Source organism: Kitasatospora sp. NPDC094019, from assembly GCF_044764505.1.
In the GTDB taxonomy this organism is placed as follows: Bacteria; Actinomycetota; Actinomycetes; order Streptomycetales; family Streptomycetaceae; genus Kitasatospora.
The window spans coordinates 233,778-254,969 of the sequence record NZ_JBIWIF010000005.1; the positions used below are offsets into that span (position 1 = coordinate 233,778).

18 protein-coding genes and 1 tRNA gene are annotated in these 21,192 nt (G+C 73.4%); 12 read left to right on the plus strand and 7 right to left on the minus strand.

Features of this window, described 5'->3' with window-relative positions:
• Positions 1 to 12 precede the first annotated feature (12 nt).
• Entirely contained in the window at positions 13 to 867 is an 855-nt protein-coding gene (locus ACIQ9P_RS13445) for a GntR family transcriptional regulator (RefSeq protein ID WP_402354471.1), read from the plus strand.
• 76 nt (positions 868 to 943) lie between these two features.
• Here ACIQ9P_RS13445 and ACIQ9P_RS13450 read toward each other — a convergent pair whose 3' ends face one another.
• Positions 944 to 1,201, minus strand: a complete 258-nt coding sequence (locus ACIQ9P_RS13450) for a mycoredoxin (RefSeq protein WP_402354474.1) — start codon at positions 1,199 to 1,201, stop codon at positions 944 to 946.
• 318 nt (positions 1,202 to 1,519) lie between these two features.
• Between ACIQ9P_RS13450 and ACIQ9P_RS13455 the strand changes: the two genes are divergently transcribed.
• The 4 genes from ACIQ9P_RS13455 to ACIQ9P_RS13470 all read left to right on the plus strand — a co-directional run bounded on the left by ACIQ9P_RS13455 (position 1,520) and on the right by ACIQ9P_RS13470 (position 5,440).
• A complete protein-coding gene (locus ACIQ9P_RS13455) occupies positions 1,520 to 3,787 on the plus strand; it encodes an ATP-dependent DNA helicase UvrD2 (RefSeq protein WP_402354477.1) in 2,268 nt (755 codons plus the stop codon).
• Positions 3,788 to 4,037: 250 nt separating this feature from the next.
• Positions 4,038 to 4,514 (plus strand): hypothetical protein, encoded by a 477-nt coding sequence (locus tag ACIQ9P_RS13460; RefSeq protein WP_402354480.1) that lies wholly within the window; start codon positions 4,038 to 4,040, stop codon positions 4,512 to 4,514.
• Between the two features lie 168 nt (positions 4,515 to 4,682).
• Positions 4,683 to 5,048, plus strand: a complete 366-nt coding sequence (locus tag ACIQ9P_RS13465) for a WhiB family transcriptional regulator (RefSeq protein ID WP_402354483.1) — start codon at positions 4,683 to 4,685, stop codon at positions 5,046 to 5,048.
• 146 nt (positions 5,049 to 5,194) lie between these two features.
• The gene (locus tag ACIQ9P_RS13470; RefSeq protein ID WP_402354954.1) at positions 5,195 to 5,440 is read left to right on the plus strand and encodes a hypothetical protein; all 246 of its coding nucleotides are present in this window, start codon (positions 5,195 to 5,197) and stop codon (positions 5,438 to 5,440) included.
• 214 nt (positions 5,441 to 5,654) lie between these two features.
• Here ACIQ9P_RS13470 and ACIQ9P_RS13475 read toward each other — a convergent pair whose 3' ends face one another.
• From ACIQ9P_RS13475 to ACIQ9P_RS13485, 3 genes are all read right to left on the minus strand, one after another.
• On the minus strand, positions 5,655 to 7,157 hold the full coding sequence (locus tag ACIQ9P_RS13475) for an ABC1 kinase family protein (RefSeq protein WP_402354486.1): 1,503 nt from the start codon (positions 7,155 to 7,157) through the stop codon (positions 5,655 to 5,657).
• A gap of 179 nt (positions 7,158 to 7,336) precedes the next feature.
• Complete coding sequence (locus ACIQ9P_RS13480) at positions 7,337 to 8,860, minus strand: FAD-binding oxidoreductase (RefSeq protein WP_402354489.1); 1,524 nt, start codon at positions 8,858 to 8,860, stop codon at positions 7,337 to 7,339.
• Between the two features lie 255 nt (positions 8,861 to 9,115).
• The gene (locus tag ACIQ9P_RS13485) at positions 9,116 to 10,204 is read right to left on the minus strand and encodes a ThiF family adenylyltransferase (RefSeq protein WP_402354492.1); all 1,089 of its coding nucleotides are present in this window, start codon (positions 10,202 to 10,204) and stop codon (positions 9,116 to 9,118) included.
• A 324-nt stretch (positions 10,205 to 10,528) separates the two neighbouring features.
• Between ACIQ9P_RS13485 and ACIQ9P_RS13490 the strand changes: the two genes are divergently transcribed.
• Positions 10,529 to 11,167 carry a M48 family metallopeptidase gene (locus tag ACIQ9P_RS13490; RefSeq protein WP_402354494.1) on the plus strand — a complete coding sequence of 213 codons (639 nt, stop codon included), beginning with the start codon at positions 10,529 to 10,531 and terminating at the stop codon, positions 11,165 to 11,167.
• A gap of 128 nt (positions 11,168 to 11,295) precedes the next feature.
• On the opposite strand, the gene ACIQ9P_RS13495 is transcribed toward ACIQ9P_RS13490, so the two are convergent.
• Together ACIQ9P_RS13495 and ACIQ9P_RS13500 are read right to left on the minus strand one after the other, a co-directional pair.
• Positions 11,296 to 11,916, minus strand: a complete 621-nt coding sequence (locus tag ACIQ9P_RS13495; RefSeq protein WP_402354496.1) for an NUDIX hydrolase — start codon at positions 11,914 to 11,916, stop codon at positions 11,296 to 11,298.
• A complete protein-coding gene (locus tag ACIQ9P_RS13500) occupies positions 11,913 to 13,490 on the minus strand; it encodes a zinc-dependent metalloprotease (protein ID WP_402354498.1) in 1,578 nt (525 codons plus the stop codon). Before ACIQ9P_RS13500 ends, ACIQ9P_RS13495 begins: the two co-directional genes overlap by 4 nt.
• A 208-nt stretch (positions 13,491 to 13,698) precedes the next feature.
• Here ACIQ9P_RS13500 and ACIQ9P_RS13505 point away from each other — a divergent pair, with 208 nt between their 5' ends.
• The 4 genes from ACIQ9P_RS13505 to ACIQ9P_RS13520 all read left to right on the plus strand — a co-directional run bounded on the left by ACIQ9P_RS13505 (position 13,699) and on the right by ACIQ9P_RS13520 (position 17,034).
• Complete coding sequence (locus tag ACIQ9P_RS13505) at positions 13,699 to 14,847, plus strand: NAD-dependent epimerase/dehydratase family protein (RefSeq protein ID WP_402354500.1); 1,149 nt, start codon at positions 13,699 to 13,701, stop codon at positions 14,845 to 14,847.
• 146 nt (positions 14,848 to 14,993) lie between these two features.
• Positions 14,994 to 15,434: a molybdenum cofactor biosynthesis protein MoaE gene (locus ACIQ9P_RS13510; protein WP_402354502.1), complete on the plus strand. Its 441-nt coding sequence runs from the start codon at positions 14,994 to 14,996 to the stop codon at positions 15,432 to 15,434.
• 244 nt (positions 15,435 to 15,678) lie between these two features.
• The gene (locus ACIQ9P_RS13515) at positions 15,679 to 15,864 is read left to right on the plus strand and encodes a hypothetical protein (protein ID WP_402354504.1); all 186 of its coding nucleotides are present in this window, start codon (positions 15,679 to 15,681) and stop codon (positions 15,862 to 15,864) included.
• Positions 15,865 to 15,957: 93 nt separating this feature from the next.
• Positions 15,958 to 17,034 (plus strand): PDZ domain-containing protein, encoded by a 1,077-nt coding sequence (locus tag ACIQ9P_RS13520; RefSeq protein WP_402354506.1) that lies wholly within the window; start codon positions 15,958 to 15,960, stop codon positions 17,032 to 17,034.
• 52 nt (positions 17,035 to 17,086) lie between these two features.
• On the opposite strand, the gene ACIQ9P_RS13525 is transcribed toward ACIQ9P_RS13520, so the two are convergent.
• A complete protein-coding gene (locus tag ACIQ9P_RS13525; RefSeq protein WP_402354508.1) occupies positions 17,087 to 17,650 on the minus strand; it encodes a PPA1309 family protein in 564 nt (187 codons plus the stop codon).
• Positions 17,651 to 17,862: 212 nt separating this feature from the next.
• Between ACIQ9P_RS13525 and ACIQ9P_RS13530 the strand changes: the two genes are divergently transcribed.
• The gene (locus ACIQ9P_RS13530; RefSeq protein WP_402354955.1) at positions 17,863 to 20,844 is read left to right on the plus strand and encodes a UPF0182 family protein; all 2,982 of its coding nucleotides are present in this window, start codon (positions 17,863 to 17,865) and stop codon (positions 20,842 to 20,844) included.
• Positions 20,845 to 20,911: 67 nt separating this feature from the next.
• Positions 20,912 to 20,985 (plus strand) — tRNA-Met (locus tag ACIQ9P_RS13535).
• The last annotated feature ends 207 nt before the right edge of the window (positions 20,986 to 21,192 follow it).

Sequence of the window (21,192 nt, forward strand, 5' to 3'; positions counted from 1 at the left end):
ACATTCACTCGGGTGACAATCCCCCGGGGCACCGCCCAATCCCCCAAATACCAGCGCCTTGCCGCGGACCTGCGCCGCCGCATCGCCGAGGGCGAGTTCACCACCGCGGCCGCCCTCCCGGTCGAGAGCGAGCTGGAGCGCCAGTACGGCGTCGCCCGCAACACCGTCCGGTTGGCCGTGGACGTCCTCGTCAACGAGGGCCGGCTCGTCCGGCTCCAGGGCAAGGGCACCTACCTGCGCGAGCACCCCGTGCTCGACCACCGCGCCTACGGGCCCGCACCCCGCCTCGAACCGCAGGACCCCGCCCCGCTGGACTGCCTGGCCACCCCCAGCGCCGTCTACCGGGGCGAGGCCGACGACAGCGGACGCGAACTCACCGTCGACTTCGAGATGATGATCGTCCGGGCCCGGGTCGACATCGCCGAGCGCCTCGGACTGCGCCCCGGCGAGGCCATCGTCGTCCGCCGCCAGCTGCGCCTGCTCGACCGCGAGCCGTACTCCATCGAGGAGAGCCACTACCGGGCCGGCCTCGCCGCCGGCACCCCGCTGATGGAACCCGACCAGATCGACGGCGGCGACGAGGCCGTGCTCGCCGCCCTCGGCCGCACCGAGGTCGGGGCCGTCGACCACCTGGTCGCCCGGATGCCCGGACCCGAGGAGGCGCAGTGGTTCCAGGGCGGCCCCGGGGTGCCGCTGGTGGTCCAGACCCGGGTCACCTACGACCGGCGCGGGCCGGTCCGGGTGATCGAGACCCGCTACTCCGCCGACCGCAGCCGGCTGGTCTACGGGGTCGGCGACCTCGCCGCCCGGACCACGCTGCCCGCGCCCGCCGCACCCGTCGACCCGGCCCGGGCCGACGCGCCGTGACCCGCGGGGCGGGCGCGCGCCGGCCGGGGCGTCGGCCGGGACCGTCGGCCGGGGCGTCGGTCGGGACCGCCGGGCGTCAGGCCGCCAGGGCCTTCTTCACCTGGAGCAGGCTCGGGTTGGTCATCACGACCCGCTCGCCGCCGCCGGCCGGCGTCACCAGCACGGTCGGCACGGTCTGGTTGCCGCCGTTCACCGACTCGACGAAGGACGCCGAGGTCGGGTCCTCCTCGATGTTGATCTCGGTGTAGCCGATGCCCTCGCGCTCCAGCTGGCTCTTGAGCCGGTTGCAGTAGCCGCACCAGGTCGTGCTGTACATCGTCACGCTGCCGGACATCGAGGGGACTCCTTCGGATAGCGAATCGGGTGGAGAGGGGCGTGCGGACGCGAATGCGCGCGCGTACCGGTACCGCGTGCGTTTCACGGCTCCGGGGGGACAACGTCGACCGCCCGGCGGTCATTCCACGGCGTCGGTCCGGGGCATTCCACGGCGTCGGTCCTGGTCCGGTCCGGGCTTACCGGCGCGAGCCAGGGGCACACGCCCGGGGACACGCGCCCCGGGTGCGCCACCACCCGCCGTCCGCGCCGCGATCATCCGGTGATCGCACCGGGCTTGTGGACAACCCCGCCCGGGATGTCCGCCCGGGCTGAGAGGATGGAACGCATGCAGGAAGACCTCTTGAGCGGCAGCCCGTTCGACGGACACCAGGACGCCCACCGGGCCGGCCACCCCGCCGCCGGCGGCCCCGACGCCGTCCTCGCCGGACTCGACCCCGAACAGCGGGCCGTCGCCACCGCCCTGCACGGCCCCGTCTGCGTCCTCGCGGGCGCCGGCACCGGCAAGACCCGCGCCATCACCCACCGCATCGCCTACGGCGTGCGCAGCGGCGTCTACCAGCCCCAGCAGGTCCTCGCCGTCACCTTCACCGCCCGCGCCGCCGGCGAGATGCGCGGCCGCCTGCGCCAGCTCGGCGCCGAGGGCGTCCAGGCCCGTACCTTCCACGCCGCCGCGCTGCGCCAGCTCCACTACTTCTGGCCCCGCGCCATCGGCGGCGCCGTCCCCCAGCTGCTCGAACGCAAGGTCCAGCTGGTCGCGGAGGCCGCCGGCCGCTGCGGCCTGCGGGTCCAGCGCACCGAACTGCGCGACCTCACCGCCGAGATCGAATGGGCCAAGGTCACCCAGACCGGCCCCGACGACTACCCCGCGGCCGTCGCCAAGTCCGGCCGCGAGGCCCCCCGCGACCCGGCCGAGACCGCCCAGGTCTACCGCGTCTACGAGGAGACCAAGACCCGCCGCGGGAACATCGACTTCGAGGACGTCCTGCTGCTCACCGCCGCCATCCTGGAGGACCGCCCCGACATCGCCGACCAGGTCCGGGCCCAGTACCGGCACTTCACCGTCGACGAGTACCAGGACGTCTCCCCGCTCCAGCAGCGCCTCCTCGACCAGTGGACCGGGCCCGGCGGCGGCGCCAGCCTCTGCGTCGTCGGCGACGCCAGCCAGACCATCTACTCCTTCACCGGCGCCACCCCCGACTACCTGCTCGGCTTCCGCGCCCGTCACCCCGGGGCCACCGTCGTCAAACTGGTCCGCGACTACCGCTCCACCCCCCAGGTGGTCCACCTCGCCAACGGGCTGCTCGCCCAGGCCAGGGGCGAGGCCGCCCGCCACCGCCTCGAACTCGTCTCCCAGCGCGAGGCCGGCCCGGAGCCCCTCTACACCGAGTACGAGGACGAGCCCACCGAGGCCGAGACCACCGCCCGGCGGATCAAGGACCTCATCGCCGCCGGGGTGCGCGCCAGCGAGATCGCCGTCCTCTTCCGCACCAACGGCCAGTCCGAGGTCTACGAGCAGGCCCTCTCCGACCTCGCCGTCCCGTACCAGCTCAAGGGCGCCGAGCGGTTCTTCGAACGCCCCGAGGTCCGGGACGCCGGCGTCCTGCTCCGCGGCGCGGCCCGGGCCGGCTCCGACCCCGTCACCGACGGCGCCCCCGACCTCGCCGGACAGGTCCGCGCGGTGCTGGCCGCCCGCGGCTTCACCCCCGAGCCCCCGGCCGGCTCCGGCGCGGTCCGGGACCGCTGGGAATCCCTCGCCGCCCTGGTCCGGCTCGCCGAGGAATTCGAACGCGGCCGCACCGCCGAGGGGTTGACCACCGACCTCGCCGCCTACGTGGCCGAGCTGGACGCCCGCGCCGCCGCCCAGCACGCCCCCGCCGTCGAGGGCGTCACCCTCGCCTCCCTGCACGCCGCCAAGGGCCTCGAATGGGACGCCGTCTTCCTCGTCGGCCTCACCGAGGGCACGATGCCGATCATCTACGCCAAGACGGACGAGCAGGTCGAGGAGGAGCGCCGCCTCCTCTACGTGGGAGTCACCCGCGCCCGCAAGCACCTCTCCCTCTCCTGGGCGCTCTCCCGCTCCCCGGGCGGCCGGGCCTCGCGCAAGCCCACCCGCTTCCTGGACGGGCTGCGCCCCGGCTCCAGCGCCCCCGGCAGCCGCCCCGCCGGCCGCGGTGGCCGCGGTGGGGCCGAGGGCGGCGAGCGCTCCGCCGGGCGCCGGGTCCGCGGCCCGGTCGTCTGCCGGGTCTGCGAGCGGGTCCTCACCGAGGCCGTCGAGCGCAAGCTCCGCCGCTGCGAGACCTGTCCCTCCACCATGGACGAGGCGCTCTACGAGCGGCTGCGCGAATGGCGCGCCGCGCAGGCCCGGGAGCAGGGCGTGCCCGCCTACGTCGTCTTCACCGACGCCACCCTGATGGCCATCGCCGAGGACGTCCCCGCCAACCGCCAGGAGCTGGCGGGGATCTCCGGGGTCGGTGCCATGAAGCTGGACAAATACGGGGCGGCCGTGCTCTCGTTGTGTGCGGGGGAGGAGCCCGAGGGGGATCCGGCGGACGTCACGGACGGTCGGTCGGACGAACCGGCCTGAGCCGGTCCGGGGCGATCACAGCCGGCGCCGGGAAGCGCCGAGGAGACCGTCGGGAAACTCGCCGGAAAAATAGTTTGCGCGCCGTACCGGGAGCGCAATAGCCTGCCGGAGCGGTCAAGGGGACGCGATCGCACAGGGTCACGCCTGTCGCGGTGCTCCCCTGCCCCACCAGCTTCACCGAGACAGACATCCGAACAGTTCGGAGCCAGGGAAACCAGGCTCCGCGAGACGCCGAGAGGAGGCGAAGACAGTGGACATCATGATCACCAAAATGACTGGCCAGACCGTCGACGCTGCCTCCCTGCGTGCCGCCAGCCTGCGGATCACCGCCGAGCTGTGCGGAGTCGGTCTGGGTCTCGACGCCACCCGTGTCGCGGTTGCTCCCGTCGCCGTCGTCTCCGTTGTCAGTGGTCTTGGACACACTGGCCTCGGCGGCAATGGCAGCGAGGGCGGCAGCTTCGACAGCACCGGTGTCGAGACTGGTCTCTCCCGTGACTGGGCCTCGGTCGACGCGTCCCGCTCCCCGCGTGACGAGCGACCGACCCAGGCACCGAAGGCGGCCGTAGCCGCCGCCATGCATGGCGGCTATGCGCAGGTCATCGGTGCCGGAAACGCCCAGAAGCAGAACGAGCAGCAGATCAAGCAGGCCATGGCCGTCTTTACGGACGCCACGGCCATCCGGATGCGGGCCTTCCGCGGGCCTGAACCCTGGAGAGAACGAACCTGAGCAACCTCAGGTCGGCGCCTCCAGGGCCGCGGAACCCCGTCACACCGGGATCCGCGGCCCTTCTGTTTTGTCCGGTACGCAAGACCAACCAGGCCCTCCGGGGCCTCCGGCCCAGCCCCACCAGTCAGCTGAGCCGGACCCACTGAAAAGACGAGGAAGACGCAACCAGTGTCCACGGTCATCACACCGCCCACCCCGTCCGTACCGCCGACAAGCCAGATCAAGGCCGACCAGGCCGACCCCCCGGAGGTTCTCCCCATGCAGTTCACCTCGATCGACCAGGCCGAGCAGCTCGGTCTCCCCATCCCGTGCCGCGCCTTCGACCCTGAGGTCTTCTTCGCCGAGACGCCCGCCGACGTCGAGTACGCGAAGTCCCTCTGCGGCACCTGCCCGGTCAAGGACCTCTGCCTCACCGGTGCGGTCGAGCGCCGCGAGCCCTGGGGCGTCTGGGGTGGCGAGCTCTTCGTCCAGGGTGTTGTCGTGGCCCGCAAGCGGCCGCGCGGCCGCCCGCGCAAGACCGAGGTCGCGGCGTGAACCCCGCGTCCGGGGCCGAGGCCGTCCACCGGGGAGAGCAGCCCCTGCCGGACGACTCCCTTCGCCGCTCCGTACGCCTCGCCGCCGCCAAGGCCGACGCCGCCCGCATCCCCTTTCCGTCGACACACCCCGAGCAGGACCACCACATGACCGCCGCCGCCATCGATCCGACCGTCCGCGCTGAGCAGACCACCGAACTTCAGATCCAGAACAGGACCCTCGAAATGCAACTCCTCCACGAATCCCTGGCCCGGGCCCATATGCAAGAGCGCCTCCAGGAGGCCGAGCACCAACGGCTCGTCGGCCGGGTCGCCCGGGCACACCGGCTCAAGCAGAAGGCCGAGCGCGCCTCGATGCGGGCCCGCAAGGCCCTGGCCGTCGCCCTGATGTGATCTCGCCCCGAGGTCGGACCACCGAGAGGTGGCGCCGACCCGAGGCGATATCGCCATGTTCCGGCAACGCCGCCGGGTGACCGGGACGCCGGTACCCGTCCGGTTCCCCGGAACGACCCCCGTCGCGCCGCAGGCCGCCCCCCGACCCCGGGGGGCGGCCTGCGGCCGTTGCCGCCCCGAGGCCGGGGACGGCGGGGAGGTCGACGCGGGGCGGTCAGTCCCCGGCGGCCGGGCCCCGGCGCCGCGGCGGCGCGGACCGCTTCGCCGCCGGGGTCTTGCCGGCCTTCGGGTCGCCGGCCGGCTGCGACGTGCTCTTCCGCGGGCTGCTCTTCCGGGTGGCGCCCTTCGGAGCCGTCGGCCTCGCCGTCGGCCGGCCGCCCGCCGATCCCGGTCCCTCGAACTCCGGCAGCCACTCCAGCATCTCGGCCCGGAACGGCGCCTGCGCGCCCAACTGGCACAGCACCCCGATCGTGCTCAGCGTCACCCGGTGGATCAGCAGGTACGACGGCGGCAGGTTCAACTGCTTGCCCAGGTTGTACGCGGGGGAGCGCGGGTCCGCGATCCGGGCCGCCTGGGCCCGCATCCACGCCCGGGTGAAGTGGAACGACTCCACCGCGGCCGGCTCGATGATCGGCACCAGGTAGTCCAGCACCGCGTCCGGATCCAGCTCGATCGAGGGCTTCACGAAGCCCTCCTCGCGCAGCATCGCCAGCACACCCGCCGCGTCCCCGGCCAGCGCCATCCGCAGCGACGCCCCGATCGGCGCCGGCAAACCGCCCGGCACGCGGTCCACCGTCCCGAAGTCCAGCACCCCCAGTCGCCAGCCCTCCACCGGGCCGTCGTCCTTCAGCAGCCGGAAGTTGCCCGGATGCGGATCCGCGTGCAGCAACCCCGTGCGCGACGGACCGGCGAACAGGAACCGCGCCAGCAGCTTCCCCGCCCGGTCCCGCTCCTCCTGCGACCCCGAGGTGATCACCTCGGAGAGGGGTGTGCCGTCCATCCATTCCGACACCAGGACCTGGTCCGCCTGGGCGACCACCCCGGGCACCGCGATCTCCGGATCGTCCGCGAACTCCTCGGCGTGACGGCGCTGGGCCTGGGCCTCCAGCTCGTAGTCGAGCTCCTCGGCGACCCGCTCCCGCAGCTCCGTGATCAAGGGCTTGATGTCCAGGCCCGGAATCAGCGGACCCAGCAGCCAGGCCACCCGGCTCAGCTGCGACAGGTCCGCCAGCAGCGCGTCACCCGCTCCCGGGTACTGGACCTTGACCGCGACGGTGCGGCCGTCGTGCCACACCGCCCGGTGCACCTGGCCGATCGACGCGGCCGCCGACGGCCGGTCCTCGAACTCCAGGAACAGGCCCCGCCAGTCCGCGCCCAGCCGCTCCGCCAGCGCCGCGTGCACCTTCGCGGCCGGCATCGGCGGCGCGGCGTCCTGCAGCTTGGTCAGCGCGGCCCGGTAGGGGCCGGCCACCTCCTCGGGCAGCGCGGCCTCGAAGACGGACAGGACCTGTCCGAACTTCATCGCCCCGCCCTTGAGCTCGCCCAGGACCTTGAACAGCTGGTCGGCGGTCGCCTGTTGCAGCTCGGCCGTCACCACCTCGGCCGACCGGCCGCCGATCCGCTTCCCCAGCCCGAGGGTGGCCCGGCCGGCTATCCCCAGCGGCAGGGCGGCGAGTCTTGCCGTGCGGGTCATTGCCTTGCGCGGAAGATCGCTCACCCGGGCCTCCAAGTCGACACGCCCCAGGCCCCCGCGGCGGGGGCCGACCGTCATACGCCATTGTGCCCGCTCGACGGTGCGGCCCCGGCCGGAATCGGTCGCCCCGCCGGAGCGGTGCCGGCCGCCGTCGGGCCCGGTTGTCCGGGCCCGACGACCGCCCGGGACCGCCCGGGGCGGTCTCAGGCGCCGACGGCCTGGGCGAAGGAGAACAGCCGGTGCGGGTCGTACCGGCGCTTCACCGAAACCAGCCGGGGATAGTTCTCCCCGTAGTAGGCGCGCCGCCAGTCCGGCAGTCCGGGGTCGACGAAGTTCTGGTACGTCTCGCCGGAGGAGTGCGGGTCGAGCACCGCGAAACCGGCGTCCGCCCAGCTCCGGGCCGCCGCGACCGCCGTCTCGTCCACCGGTCCGGAGGCGATCACCGCGCCGAGGCTCGCGTTGAACAGCGCGTTCCGGTGGACGTACGCGGTGGCCGTGCGCGCCGGATCGTTGGCGGCGCCGCCGAGCGCGCTCAACTGCACCATCCGCTGCTGCCCGGCCAGCCGGTCCCGGTCCAGCAGGCCGACCGCGGCGTCCCAGACCGAGCGCGGCGGCGGGGCGTCGAAGAGTCGGCCCCGGTCCACGGCGGCGGTCGGCCGGGGCAGCAGGGCCGCCGGCCCGGTACCGGTCCGGTGACACTGGTCCTGGGTGTAGGCGCCGCAGCCGTAGAAGCCCATCATGACGGACAGGTACGGGGCGGTGTAGCCGCTCCTGCTGGCCGGCACCGCGCCCACCAGGTCGACCAACCGGCCGATCTGGGTGTTGAGTTCGGCCTCGGTGCCGACCGATCCGATCAGGACCGAGACGAACGGGGTGGCACCGGGCGCGGCGTCCCGCAGACCGACCACCGCCCCGCCGCCGAGGGTCCGCGGGGCGTCGGGCAGCCAGTGCGACCAGGCGTCCAGCACATCCACCGCGCGGTCGAAGGACCAGGTGAGGCTGGCCATGGTCAGCGCCGTCACCGGGACCGGGGTCACCGTGTAGGAGGTGACGACGCCGAAGTTGCCGCCCCCGCCGCCGCGCAGCGCCCAGTACAGGTCGTCGTGCTCCTGGGGCGAGGCGGTGACGGTCCGGCCGCTCGCCAGCACCACCCGGGCCGAGGTCACCTTGTCGCTGGAGATGCCGACGTGGCGGGTCAACAGGCCGATGCCGCCGCCCTGGAGGAAACCGCCGAGGGAGACGGTGGGGCAGAAGCCGCCGGAGACGGCGAGGCCGTGCGGGGCGACGGCGTTGGTGACGTCGACCAGCTGGGTGCCGCCGCCGAAGGTCGCCGCCCCGGGAGTCACCGCGGCGCCGTTCAGCCGGGAGACGTCGACCACCAGGCCGGTGCCGGTGGACCAACCGCCGCCGCTGTGGCCGCCGGCGCGGACGGCGATCGGCAGGTCCTGGTCCTGGGCGTAGCGGAGGCAGAGGGCGACATCGGCCTCGTCGGCGCAGTAGGCGACGGCGGCCGGTTCGATCGCGTCGAAGCGGGCCTGGCCGATCTGCTTGGCGACGCCGTAGGCCGGGTCGCCGGGAAGGACGAGCGTGCCGTGCAGATGGTCGGAGAGCCTGGACCATCGTCGTCGTCGGGCCCCGGCCGCCGTGGCGACGGCGGGCAGGGCCGGTACGGCGGCCAGCGGGACGGCCAGGGCCCCGGCGCCGATGAGCGATCTGCGAGTGATCATGTCGATACCTCTCGGTGAGGTCGTGCACGAGCGTTGCGATCGTTGCGCGGGCCACCGTCGGCATCGGCCGGGCGGCCGACGCCACAGTAGTAGTTCCAGGGCCCTGTGGTGCCCTCTTTTCCCGCTTCGGAGGCCCTCTCCTCGTCCACGCCGGCCGTCGGGGTCCCGGTGCGCCCTCCCGTGACTGACGGTTGATCAATACGTCCTCCTCCCTCGGGTGTTGGTGGTCCGGCGGCGCGATTCCGGCCGCCGGTCTCAGTGCGGTGCGGTCGGCTGCCAGAGGCACCCGCAGTCCGGGTGGCCCTTGAGCCGGAGGCGGCGGGGCATCCCGTCGACCGCCGAGAGTTCGCACCAGCCGTCCAGGCTGGGCGGACGCCCGCCGTCCAGGTACACCTGGACGTGCAGCGCGGCCAGCGCGGCGACCGAGGTGGCGAGCGCGAGGTCGCAGGCCGGGGTCGGCGCCTGCCCGGGGCCGCCCTCGGCGAGTTGGGCGAGGATCCTGGGCCAGGCGGCGTCCTGGTCCTCCCGGGCCAGTACCAGGCAGTGGCCACAGGCCGACGCTCCGGGCACGACCAGGGGGCCGACCACCCCGAACTCCTCGACCACGCCGACGTAGAGGTGCGGGACGCCGGCCCGCAGCAGCTCCCGGGCGAGGGGTGTGCCGCCGGCGAAGGCCGCGCTGCCGTCGCGGGGCGCCAGCACCACCAGGTCGGGCGGCCCCGGTCGGGGGCGCCGGTCGCGCCGGGCCGGGCTCCGGGCCGCGGCCCGGTCGACGACCTCGCGGGCGGCGGTGGCGCGGACCCGGCCGACATCGGTCGGCGGGAGCCCGGCGGGGGAGCAGTCGCCCGGCGCGACCCGGCCGGAGTCGACCACGGTGACCGTGCCGATGCCGCCCGCGGCGAGGAGCGCGCCCACGGCCGCCCCGATCCGGCCGGCGCCCCGGACCTCGACGGCGCGCCCGGGCCGCCGGGCCAGGACGGCGGGAGCGGCTCCGGGGCCCGGATGGATCAGCGACAGCGAGGCGAGGTCCGGGCCGAGCAGGTCGCGGTGCGGCTGCGGGAACAGGGCGAGGGCGCCGGCCGAGGCTTCGGCGTCGTCGAGCACCCCGGCCTCCTCCAGGAGGTCGAGCAGCGAGTCGGCCGGGTCGCGGCCGAAGCCGATCCGCTCGCTCTCGGCCAGGAGCGCGGGCCGGTCGCGAGTCCCGTCGACGAGGTCGAGGAACTCGCGCAGCACCGTGCCGGAGGCGTGGGCGAGCACCCCCGCGTGCTGGGGGACGGTGCCGAACTGCAGGGTGTCCGAGTCCCGCCAGCTGCGGGAGAGGGCGGGCTTGAGGGCGAGGCGCACGGTGGTCTTCCTCCCGATCGTTTCCGGACGGCTGACGGCAGCATGCCCGACCGGGGCGACGGGGTGCGTCCGGTTGTCCACAGGCGGGGGGCGATGAGCGGATGATCCGTTCGCATGCCCTGTGGATAACTTGGCGTGCGGTCCGGCGTCGGATTCCGGACACCTTCCGTCGGCCTTTCGTTCCCGATCGCTCCACGAAAGATTTCGGCCAAGGCAGCGGACTTCTGTCAGGGGTAACGGGTAACGTCGTGTGCCATGGCAGCCGAACGGGACTCCCATCCCCCGGCGTCGCCTCGGCGTGCCCGTGCAGCGTCCGGGTCGCAAGTGGCGGCGCCGAGTACGCGTGGGCGTCCGGAGCAGCAGCGTCAGGAGCAGCAGCCGTCACCCGCGCGGGAGCCCTTCGACCGCTCCCGGGTGGAGGTGCGGCGCAGTGCCCGCCGCAGCCGGACGGTGTCCGCGTACCGCGAGGGCGATCGCACGATCGTGCTGATCCCGGCCCGGATGTCGCACGCGGAGGAGCAGCGCTGGGTCGCGCAGATGCTGGACAAGCTGGCGGCGCAGGAGAGCCGCCGGGTGCTCGGCGACGATGCGCTGGTGGCCCGGGCGCGGGAGCTCTCGGTGGCCTATCTGGGCGGTCGCGCCCGGCCGGCCCAGGTGCGCTGGGTGACCAATCAGAACTCGCGCTGGGGTTCGTGCACCCCCAGTGAGCGGACGATCCGGCTCTCGCACCGGCTGCAGGGGATGCCGGAGTACGTGGTCGACTACGTGCTGCTGCACGAGCTGGCACATCTGCTGGTGCCGGACCACGGTCCGGACTTCTGGGCGTTGCTGGAGGCGTATCCGCGGACGGAGCGGGCGCGGGGCTATCTGGAGGGTGTGGTGTCGGCGGCCCGGCTGCCGCACATCCCGGGGGCCCGGCACGCGGATCCGGAGGAGCCCGGTCCGGCCGAGTCCTGCGGCTGAGTCCCGCGGCTGCGCGCCCGGGATTCCCGGAAGGCGGAAGCCGGACGGAGGCCGGAGAGAAGACGATCCGAGGGGCGCGGGCCAATGCGGCCCGCGCCCCTCGGATCGTGCTTGCGCCTCTGAACGCCTCAGCCGGTGAGCTCGCGCGCGCGGGCGACGAGGTCGCGCACCGACTGGTCGGTGAGCTCCGGCAGGCGGTCGTAGTCGAACCAGCGCAGGTCGAGCGACTCCTCGCTGATCAGCGCCCGGGCGCCGGGCGGGGCCACCGCGATGTACTGGACGTCGAGGTGGGTGTTCTCCGGCCGGTCCTTGCCGGTGCAGCGGACCTGGTGCCGGTCCAGCTTGACCGGGACGGGCGCGCCGTCGCGGGTGAGCAGCGCGAGGCCGGGGATGCCGGACTCCTCGGTGGCCTCGCGCAGGGCGGCCGCGGCGAGGTCGGCGTCACCGGGTTCGCAGTGGCCGCCCATCTGCAGCCAGCGGCCGACCTTGGGGTGCAGGGTGAGCAGGACGCGCCCGGCGGCGGGGTCGACGACGGCGGCGCTGGCGGTGATGTGGGCGGGCAGGCAGGAGCGGTACATGCCCCCGGGCTGCTCGGCGAGGTGGTTCAGGTAGTCGAGGCGCAGCCGGTCCTGTGCGGGTTCGGCGGGCCGCCAGTCGGTCAGGGCGCGGACCGCGTCGGCGTGCAGGGCGCCGCCCCCGGGGGCCTCGCCCCCGTGGAGGCCGGCGCGGTCCGTCTCGGTGGCCGTCATGCGGTGGGCTCGCCCTTCCCGTGCTCGTCGTCGGTGCCGTTGTTCTTCACCGGACCGGGGTCGGTGGTGCCGGTTCCGGCAGCGCCGGTCCCACCGGTGCCGGACCCGCCCGCGGCGGCCTCGCCGAGCAGCTTGTCGATGGCGTCGAAGTCGATGCCGCCCTCCAGGCCGTCGGCGCTGCCGCGGTGCACGAAGGCGTCCGGGTCGTCGAGGTCGGCGGCGGTGGGGAGCATGTCGGGGTGCTGCCAGAGGTCGTCGCGGCCCTCGGTGCCGCGGGCGTCGGCGAGCAGCGCCCAGAGCCGGGCGGCGTCGCGCAGCCGGCGGGGGCGCAGTTCGAGGCCGACCAGGGTGGCGAAGGTCTGCTCGGCGGGCCCGCCCGCGGCGCGGCGGCGCCGGACGGTCTCGCGCAGGGCGCCGGCCTGCGGCAGGTGGGGCTCGGCGGCGGCGTGCACCACGGCGTCGACCCAGCCCTCGACGAGCGCGAGGGCGGTCTCCAGGCGGGCGAGGGCGGCCTTCTGCTCGGGGGTGTCCTCGGGCTGGAGCAGGCCGCCGGCGAGGGCCTCCTGCAGGGCCTCGGGGTTGCCCGGGTCGATCTGGCCGACCAGCTCCTCCATCCGGGAGCTGTCGACCTTGATGCCGCGGGCGTACGCCTCGACGGCGCCGAGGAGGTGGGCGCGCAGCCACGGCACGTGGGCGAACAGCCGCTGGTGGGCGGCCTCGCGCAGGGCCAGGTAGAGGCGGACCTCCTCGGCGGGCACGCTGAGGCCCTCGCCGAACTCGGCGACGTTCTGGGGCAGCAGCGCGGCCTTGCCGGCCGGGGCGAGCGGCAGGCCGACGTCGGCGGAACCGACCACCTCGCCGGCGAGGGCACCGAGGGCCTGGCCGATCTGGGTGCCGAACATGGCGCCGCCCATGGACCGCATCATGCCCATCAGCGGGCCGGCCATGGCCTGCATCTCCTCGGGGAGGACGCCGCCCATGGCGTTGCCGACCCGTTCGGCGACGGGGTCGACGAGGTCCTTCCAGACCGGGAGGGTGGCCTCGATCCACTCGGCGCGGCTCCAGGCGACGGCGGTGCCGGCGCCGGAGGGGAAGGTGGTGACGCCGTCGAGCCACAGGTCGGCGAGGCGGACGGCCTCGACCACGGCGGAGCGCTCGGCGTCGCCGACGGAGCGGTCCTTGCTCTTGCCCTCGACGGGCTCGGCGACGACGGTCTGCCGGGCGATGTCCTTGGCGAGGTCCCAGTTCACCGGGCCGCCCTCGAAGGAGAGCATCTGGCCGAGCTGCTGGAAGGCGGCGCCGAGGTCGTTGGGGTTGAGGCCGCCGAACATCGCGGCGAAGGGGTTGTCGCCCGCGCCGGGGGCGCCGGGTCCGCCCGCGCCGGGTCCGCCGGGCATGCCGGGCAGGCCCATGCCGAACAGGGCGCCCAGCGGGTTGTTCCCGCTGAAGCCGAAGGACTGCGGACCGGTGGGCTCCTCGCCCCGGTCCTTCTTCTTCGCGTCGTCGTCGGGCTTGGCCTTGCCGTCCTCGGGCTCCTCGGGCGGAACGCCGAATCCGAAGGGAAGGTCGCTCACGGGGTCCTCGATCCGGTCGGCCGTCATACGGGTGGTGGCGGTGATTCTGCGTGCCCGGGGCGGTCGGCGGAGCTGGGGGACTCCCGGCCGGTGGGCGGCTCCCGGGCGGCTGGCCCGCGCCGGGTGCACCGCCGGGCCTCAGCCTCGGGCAGGATGGACGTACTGACACACGTACGTACGCACATAAGCTAACCGTGGAGGATGGCCGGTGAGTTCCCCGCCTTCGGACGTTCGCTCTGGGCTGACCGGAGGAGAGGACGCCCCGGACATCACGGCGTCGCCGCCTCCAGCCTATGCCGGAAGACCGCTGACCGTGGCCGTCACGGGCGCCGCCGGGGTGCTCGGTGAACGGGTCGCGGCCCGCCTGGTGGCCTCGCCCGGGGTCCGCAAGGTCCTGGCCGTCGACGACCGGCGCGGTGACGTGCCCGGGGTGCAGTGGCGGATCCTGGACGTCCGGGACCCGGCCGTGGCCGAACGGCTGGCCGGAGTGGACGTGGTGGTCCACCTGGCGATGGACCTGGGCATGGAGTCCGACCCGAGGGCGCGCAGCGCCTACAACGTGCGGGGCGCGCAGACGGTGCTGACGGCGGCCGCGGCCGCCGGGGTGCACCGGGTGGTGCTGTGCACGTCGGCGATGGTCTACGGCGCGCTGCCGGACAACGAGGTGCCGCTGGCGGAGGACTCCGAGCTGCGGGCGACCGAGGAGGCGTCGCTGGTCGGCGACCTGCTGGAGATCGAGCGGCTGGCGCGGCGCGCGCCGAGGGCGCACCCCGGGCTGCAGGTGACGGTGCTCCGGCCCGCCGTGGTGGTGGGCCCCGGCGTGGACACGGTGCTGACCCGGCACTTCGAGGCGCCGAGGCTGCTGGTGGTGGCGGGTTCCCGGCCGTGCTGGCAGTTCTGCCACGTGGACGACCTGGCGGCGGCGCTGGAGTACGCGGCGCTCGGCCTGGTCGAGGGCGAGGTGACGGTCGGCTGCGACGGCTGGCTGGAGCAGGAGGACGTGGAGCGGCTGTCGGGGATCCGGCGGATGGAGCTCCCGGCCTCGCTGGCGCTGGGGACGGCGGCACGGCTGCACCGGCTGGGCCTGACGCCGGCGCCGGCCGGGGACCTGGCGTACACGATGTACCCGTGGGTGGTGTCGGGGAGCCGGCTGCACGAGGCGGGCTGGCGTCCGACGCACGGCAACGAAGAGGTGCTGGCGGAGCTGCTGGCCCAGGTGGCGGGCAAGCACGCGGTGGCGGGCCGGCGCCTGGGCGGCAAGGAGGCCGCGACGAGTCTGGGCGCGGCGGGCGCGACGGTGGCACTGGTCGGTACGGCGGCGCTGGTCCGGCGGGCGCGCAAGCGGCGCCGGTTCTGACCCCGGTCGGCCCCGACCCGGGCGGGCCCCGGTCCCGCGTCGGGCGACCCCGGGGCCGCCCGGCGCGTTCTCACGATGCGAAATTTCGCAATCGTGATGCGGAAGGGACTTGCCCAGGGCCGCCCGGGATGGGCAATCATGGGGGCATGCCCGAGAACCACGACCCGATCCGACTGCTCGCGATCCGCGAGACCCCGCTCTCGCTCGACGAGGTGTACGAGGCGGTGGGGGACGACGGCGCCGGCGGGACGACCGTCTTCGTCGGGACGGTCCGCGACCACGACGGCGGCAAGCACGTCACGGCGCTGGAATACAGCTGCCACCCGACGGCGGAGCAGGAGATGCGCCGGGTCGCCGAGAAGGTCGTCGCCGACTTCCCGGTCCGCGCGCTGGCCGCGGTGCACCGGGTGGGCCGGCTGGGGATCACCGACAAGGCCGTCATCGTGGCCGTCTCCTGCGCCCACCGGGGCGAGGCGTTCGCCGCCGCCCGGCGGCTGATCGACGACCTCAAGCACGAGGTGCCGATCTGGAAGCACCAGGTCTTCGCCGACGGCGAGGAGGAGTGGGTGGGCGCCGGGAGCTGCTGAGCGGCCGCCCGCGCACCCGCCCGCACCGCCGATCGCACAGTCTTTCGTACGGCCACCTCGACACCCTCCGGACCCCCGTGACGCGCAGGCGCGCCGGTCGCTCACTCGAACGGGTGTGGGTCGCTGCGCCGGATACTCCCTGGCAGTGAGCCGATCGGCCGTGCCGTAACCCGGACGGCGCCCGCGGCGTTGTCCGTCGGGATGGTTAATCTGCTCATAGACACGACGAGCTGGGAGTACTGAGATGGCTGTGCTCGCCTGGTTGATCATTCCCTGCGTCGCCGCGGTGCTCGCCGCCCTGTGGGCGGGTTGGGCCCAGCGGGCCCCGAGAGCGACGGGGGACCCGGCCTCGCTGGCCGAACACCAGCGGTTCATGGCCGCGATGGAACGCACCACCGCCGGCGGCCCCGAGGAACGCTCCGGCCGCTGAGGCCGGGGCCCCGGCCCGTCGGGAGCCGGGACGGCGCCGCCCGGCGGGTGGCCCGCCGGGCGCGCGGTCACCCGCGTCCCGTACTGTCGAGGCATGCCACGCCGCTCTGCGACGATGCTCGCCGCCACTCTGCTGCTCATAGCGCTGCTCTGTGCCTCGGTGCTGATGAAGGTGCCGTACACCGAGATGAGCCCGGGCCCGACGTACAACACGCTCGGGGTGCAGGAGAGCAAGGGCACGCCGGTGATCACCATCACCGGCCACGAGTCGTACCCGGCGAGCGGCCACCTCAACATGACCACCGTCCAGGTCACCGGCGCCAAGTACGAGCCGAGCCTGGTCAACGCGGTGATCGGCTGGCTGCGGGACGACGTGCTGGTGGTGCCGCACGACAACGTCTACCCGAAGGGCCAGTCCGACGCCGACGCCAAGCGGCAGAACGCCGAGGAGTTCGCGCTCTCCGAGGACCACGCCCGGACCGCCGCGCTGGCCCAGCTCGGCATCCCGATGGGCAGCGAGCTGATCGTCCAGGCCGTCACCGCCGGGGCCCCGGCGGAGGGCCGGCTGCACGCCGGGGACCAGATCGTCGCGGTCGACGGCACCCCGGTGGCGGACGCGGACGCGGTCGCCAAGGCGGTCACCAGGCACCAGCCCGGAGAGCCGGCGGTCTTCACCGTGGTGCCCCGGGTCAAGGAGGGCTCGACCGAGCCGGGAACGCGCACCGACATCAGCGTGCCGACCGTGAAGTCCCCGGACACCGGCGCCGCGATGGTCGGCATCCGCCCGGGCCTGAAGCACACCTACCCGTTCCGGATCGACATCGGGCTCCAGGACGTCGGCGGGCCCAGCGCGGGCCTGATGTTCTCGCTCGGCATCATCGACAAGCTGACCCCCGAGGACCTGACCGCCGGGCGGTTCGTGGCCGGTACCGGCACCATCGACGACACGGGCCAGGTCGGACCGATCGGCGGCATCTCGATGAAGCTGATCGCCGCCCGGGAGGCCGGCGCCGAGTTCTTCCTCACCCCCGGCGCGAACTGCGCCGAGGCCGCCAAGAACACCCCGTCCGGGCTGCGCCTGGTCAAGGTGGAGACGCTGGACGGCGCGCTGAAGGCGCTGGAGCAGGTCCGGTCCGGGCAGACCGCGGCACTGCCCTCCTGCGCCTCCTAGTACCGTGCACGCCCACCGGGTCCGGCGATGACCGGACCCGGCCGGGAGTCCGTCAGGAGAAGGTCGCCAGCAGTGCTTCGGTGAGGCCCGGCACCAGGTCGGGGCCGGTGAGCACCTCGCGCGCGATGTCCTTGGAGCGCAGCCGCAGCGCGACCTCCTTGGCGCCGCCGCGCAGCACCGCGGCGGTGATCCGCACCTCCTCGCGCTTGGGGTGGTTGGCCACCCACTCGGCGAGCTGGGCGTCGTTCGCGTTGCGCGGGCGGGACTGCTCGGCGCCCGGCGGCAGCATCAGGCGCTCGACGACCAGCGCGCAGCCGACCACGGCGGCGGGCCAGGCGATGGTGCCGAGGAACTTGTCGAGCTCCATGCCGGCGGGCAGCTCGTCCTGCTCGACCGGGGTGAGGCCGGGCTGGTCGCTGTCGGCGAGGCCGAGCTGCTCGGCGATACGGGGGTCGGCCTTGCGCAGCGCGGCGCTGTCGACCAGGGCGAAGAGGCGGGCCGGGAGGTCCCAGCCGAGGGTGGCGGCGTACTCGTCGATCTCCAGCGCGGCCCGGGTCAGCGGGCTGCCGGCCGGGAGGGTGGAGACGTCGTCGGGGAGGTTGGATCCATCGGACATGCCTCAATCCTCACACGCCGGAGGGCGCGCGCGGCCCGGCGCCGGGCCGGGACCGGGGCCCGGACGGAGCCCCGGGGGAGGGGCCGGGCCGGGCGGGGTTGTCGTAACCGTCTGCTAACGGTGGGAACTCGACCAAAGACTGGTTAAGTTGCACTGACGACCGACCGACCGACTCCAGACAACACAACTGAGGTGCCACCGTGGTCTTCCAGATGCCGGAACGCTCAGGGCCGGGGTTCCGGCGCAGAGTAGGCCCGCCCTCCCGGCGGGCGCGGGTGCTCCTGCTGACCCTGGGCGTACTCGCGGTGCTCTTCCTGCTGTTCGTCATGTTCGCCGGATTCTGGACCGACTGGCTCTGGTTCAAGTCCGTCCACTACTCCTCGGTGTTCACCACCCAGCTGTGGACGAAGATCGGGCTGTTCGCGGTGTTCGGTCTGCTGATGGCGGTGATCGTCGGCTTCAACGTATGGCTGGCGCACCGGCTGCGGCCGCCGCTGTCGGCGATGTCGGTCGAGCAGCAGAGCCTGGACCGGTACCGCTCGGGGCTGGCGCCGTTCAAGCGCTGGGCGCTGCTCGGGGTGTCGCTGGTGATCGGGCTGGTGGCGGGTGCCGCGGCCTCGGGCCAGTGGCGGACCTGGCTGCTGTGGACGAACGGGACCTCCTTCGGGGAGAAGGACGCCCAGTTCGGCAAGGACGTCTCCTTCTACGCCTTCGACCTTCCGTTCTACGAGTTCCTGCTCGGCTTCGCGTTCAGCGCGGTGATCGTCTCGCTGCTGACCTCGGCGCTGGTGCACTACCTCTACGGGGGGCTGCGGCTGCAGGGCCCCGGCCGGCGGGCGAGCACGGGCGCGCAGGGGCACCTGGCGGTGCTGCTGGGCGTCTTCGTGCTGCTGAAGGCGGTGGCGTACTGGCTGGACCGGTACGCGCTGGCGGTGAAGACCGGCGCCTACCGGGAGGTCTCCGGCTGGACCGGCCTGCGGTACGTGGACGCCAACGCGTTCCTCCCGGCGAAGACGATCCTGTTCTTCGTCGCGATCATCTGCGCGGTGCTGTTCTTCCTGACCCCGGTGCGGCGCACCTGGGCGCCGGCCCTGATCGGGCTGGGCCTGATGGTGCTGTCGGCGGTGCTGATCGGCGGGGTGTACCCGGCGATCGTGCAGCAGTTCCAGGTCAGGCCGAACGAGCAGGCCAAGGAGACGCCCTACATCCAGAAGAACATCGACGCGACGCGCCGGGCGTACGGGATCGCGGACAGTCAGACGACCCCGTACACCCCGAAGGGCTCGACCGACGCGGAGGCGCTGAAGCCGGACGCGCAGACCATCGCGGACATCCGGCTGATCGACCCGAACGTCGTCTCGCCGACCTTCCAGTCGATCGAGCAGCAGCGGTCGTACTACGCGTTCCCGCAGACTCTGGACGTGGACCGGTACGGCAAGGGCGCGAACGCCCAGGACACCGTGATCGGCCTGCGCGAGCTGGACCTCAACGGTGTGCAGCGGAACTGGATCAACGACCACTTCAAGTACACCCACGGCTACGGCGCGGTCGTGGCCAAGGGCAACCAGGTCAACGACAAGGGCCAGCCGGTCTTCACCGAGTCCGGCCTGCCGGCGACCGGCTCGCTGGGCGACTACCAGCAGCGGATCTACTACGGCGAGAAGACCTCCACGTACTCGATCGTGGGCGGCTCCAACCAGGAGATCGACTACACCACCGACTCCGGTGAGAACAAGCAGTACAAGTACACCGGCGGCAGCGGCGTCTCGCTGGACAACCCGCTGACCCGGGCCGCGTACGCGGTCAAGTTCGCCGAGCCGCAGATCCTGTACGCGGGGGCGATCACCGACGGCGCCAAGGTCATCTACGACCGGACGCCCAAGGAGCGGGTGGAGAAGGTCGCGCCGTGGCTGTCGATCGACGCCGACCCGTACCCGGTGGTGGAGAACGGCCGGGTGGTCTGGGTGCTGGACGGCTACACCACCTCGGACGGCTACCCCTTCTCGTCGAAGACGACGCTGGGGACGGCCACCAAGGACTCGCTGACCAACCAGCGCGGTGAGCTGCTGACCGTCGCCAACCAGGTCAACTACATCCGCAACTCGGTCAAGGCCACCGTGGACGCGTACACCGGCGAGGTGACGTTGTACCAGTGGGACGAGAACGACCCGGTGCTGAAGACCTGGATGAAGGCGTTCCCGGACACCGTCAAGGCCAAGACGGAGATCCCGGGCACGCTGCTGTCGCACCTGCGGTACCCGCAGGACATGTTCAAGGTGCAGCGCGACCTGCTGGGCCAGTACCACGTGACGGACGCCGACTCGTTCTTCAACGGCGGTGACATCTGGCAGGTCCCGGTGGACCCGACCAGTGACACCAAGCAGTTCCAGCCGCCGTACTACCTGACGGTCCGGATGCCGGACCCGGCGGTCACGTCGGCGAGCTTCTCGCTGACCACCACCTTCGTGCCGCGCGGCCGGGACAACCTGGCGGCCTTCATGGCCGTCAGCGCCGACCCGGGGCCGGACTACGGCAAGATCCGGATCCTCAAGGTGCCGGGGGACTCCAAGACGCTCGGCCCCAACCTGGTGCAGTCGCAGTTCAACTCGCGGCAGGAGGTCGCGCAGCAGATCACCCTCCTTAAGAGCGGCGGCGACTCGGAACTGGAGTACGGCAACCTGCTGACGCTGCCCGTCGGCGGCGGACTGCTGAACGTGGAGCCCGTCTACGTCCGCGGGCGGGGCGCCAAGTACCCGACGCTGCAGAAGGTGCTCGCGGTCTACGGCAACGACAACGTGGCGTTCGAGAACACCCTGGAGGAGGCGCTGCGGAAGGTGTTCGCGGGCGCGGCCCCGGCGACCACGCCGACCGCACCCACGTCGCCGACCACACCGACGTCGCCGACCGCACCGACGACGCCCACCACCCCGACACCGGGCGGCACGGTGACACCGGAGCTGCACAAGGCGATCGCGGACGTGCTGAAGGCGCAGACCGATGTGGACGCCGCGGCCAAGGCCGGCGACTGGGTGGCCCTGGGACAGGCGCAGAAGGCGCAGAGCGAGGCCGCCAAGGCGCTGGCGGCGGCCGAGCAGCAGGCCGGGATCACCCCGGCCCCGACGCCGTCGGGCACGGCGCCGGCCTCGCCGCCGGCGACCCCGCCGGCCTCACCCGCGCCGACCGGCAGCCCCTGAGCTGCGCTGATCCCGCGGTAACCGATTTCGGCTCCACCCCGCGCCCGTGCTATGGTTCAACTACCGACGCGGGGTGGAGCAGCTCGGTAGCTCGCTGGGCTCATAACCCAGAGGTCGCAGGTTCAAATCCTGTCCCCGCTACTCAGTAGCAACCGAAGGCCCGGAGGATTCGTCCTCCGGGCCTTCGGCGTTTGCCCGCACGGGGGTCCGGGAACGCTCCGGTACCATCGAGCGTCGCCAAGGACGACGGCAGCGGGGTTTGTGAGGGGCGAGTGTCGGGAAATCGACAAAGCGCCGAAGCAATCTCGTCGGCTCAGGTCCGCCCCGCCGAAATCGGCCGGGGCAGGT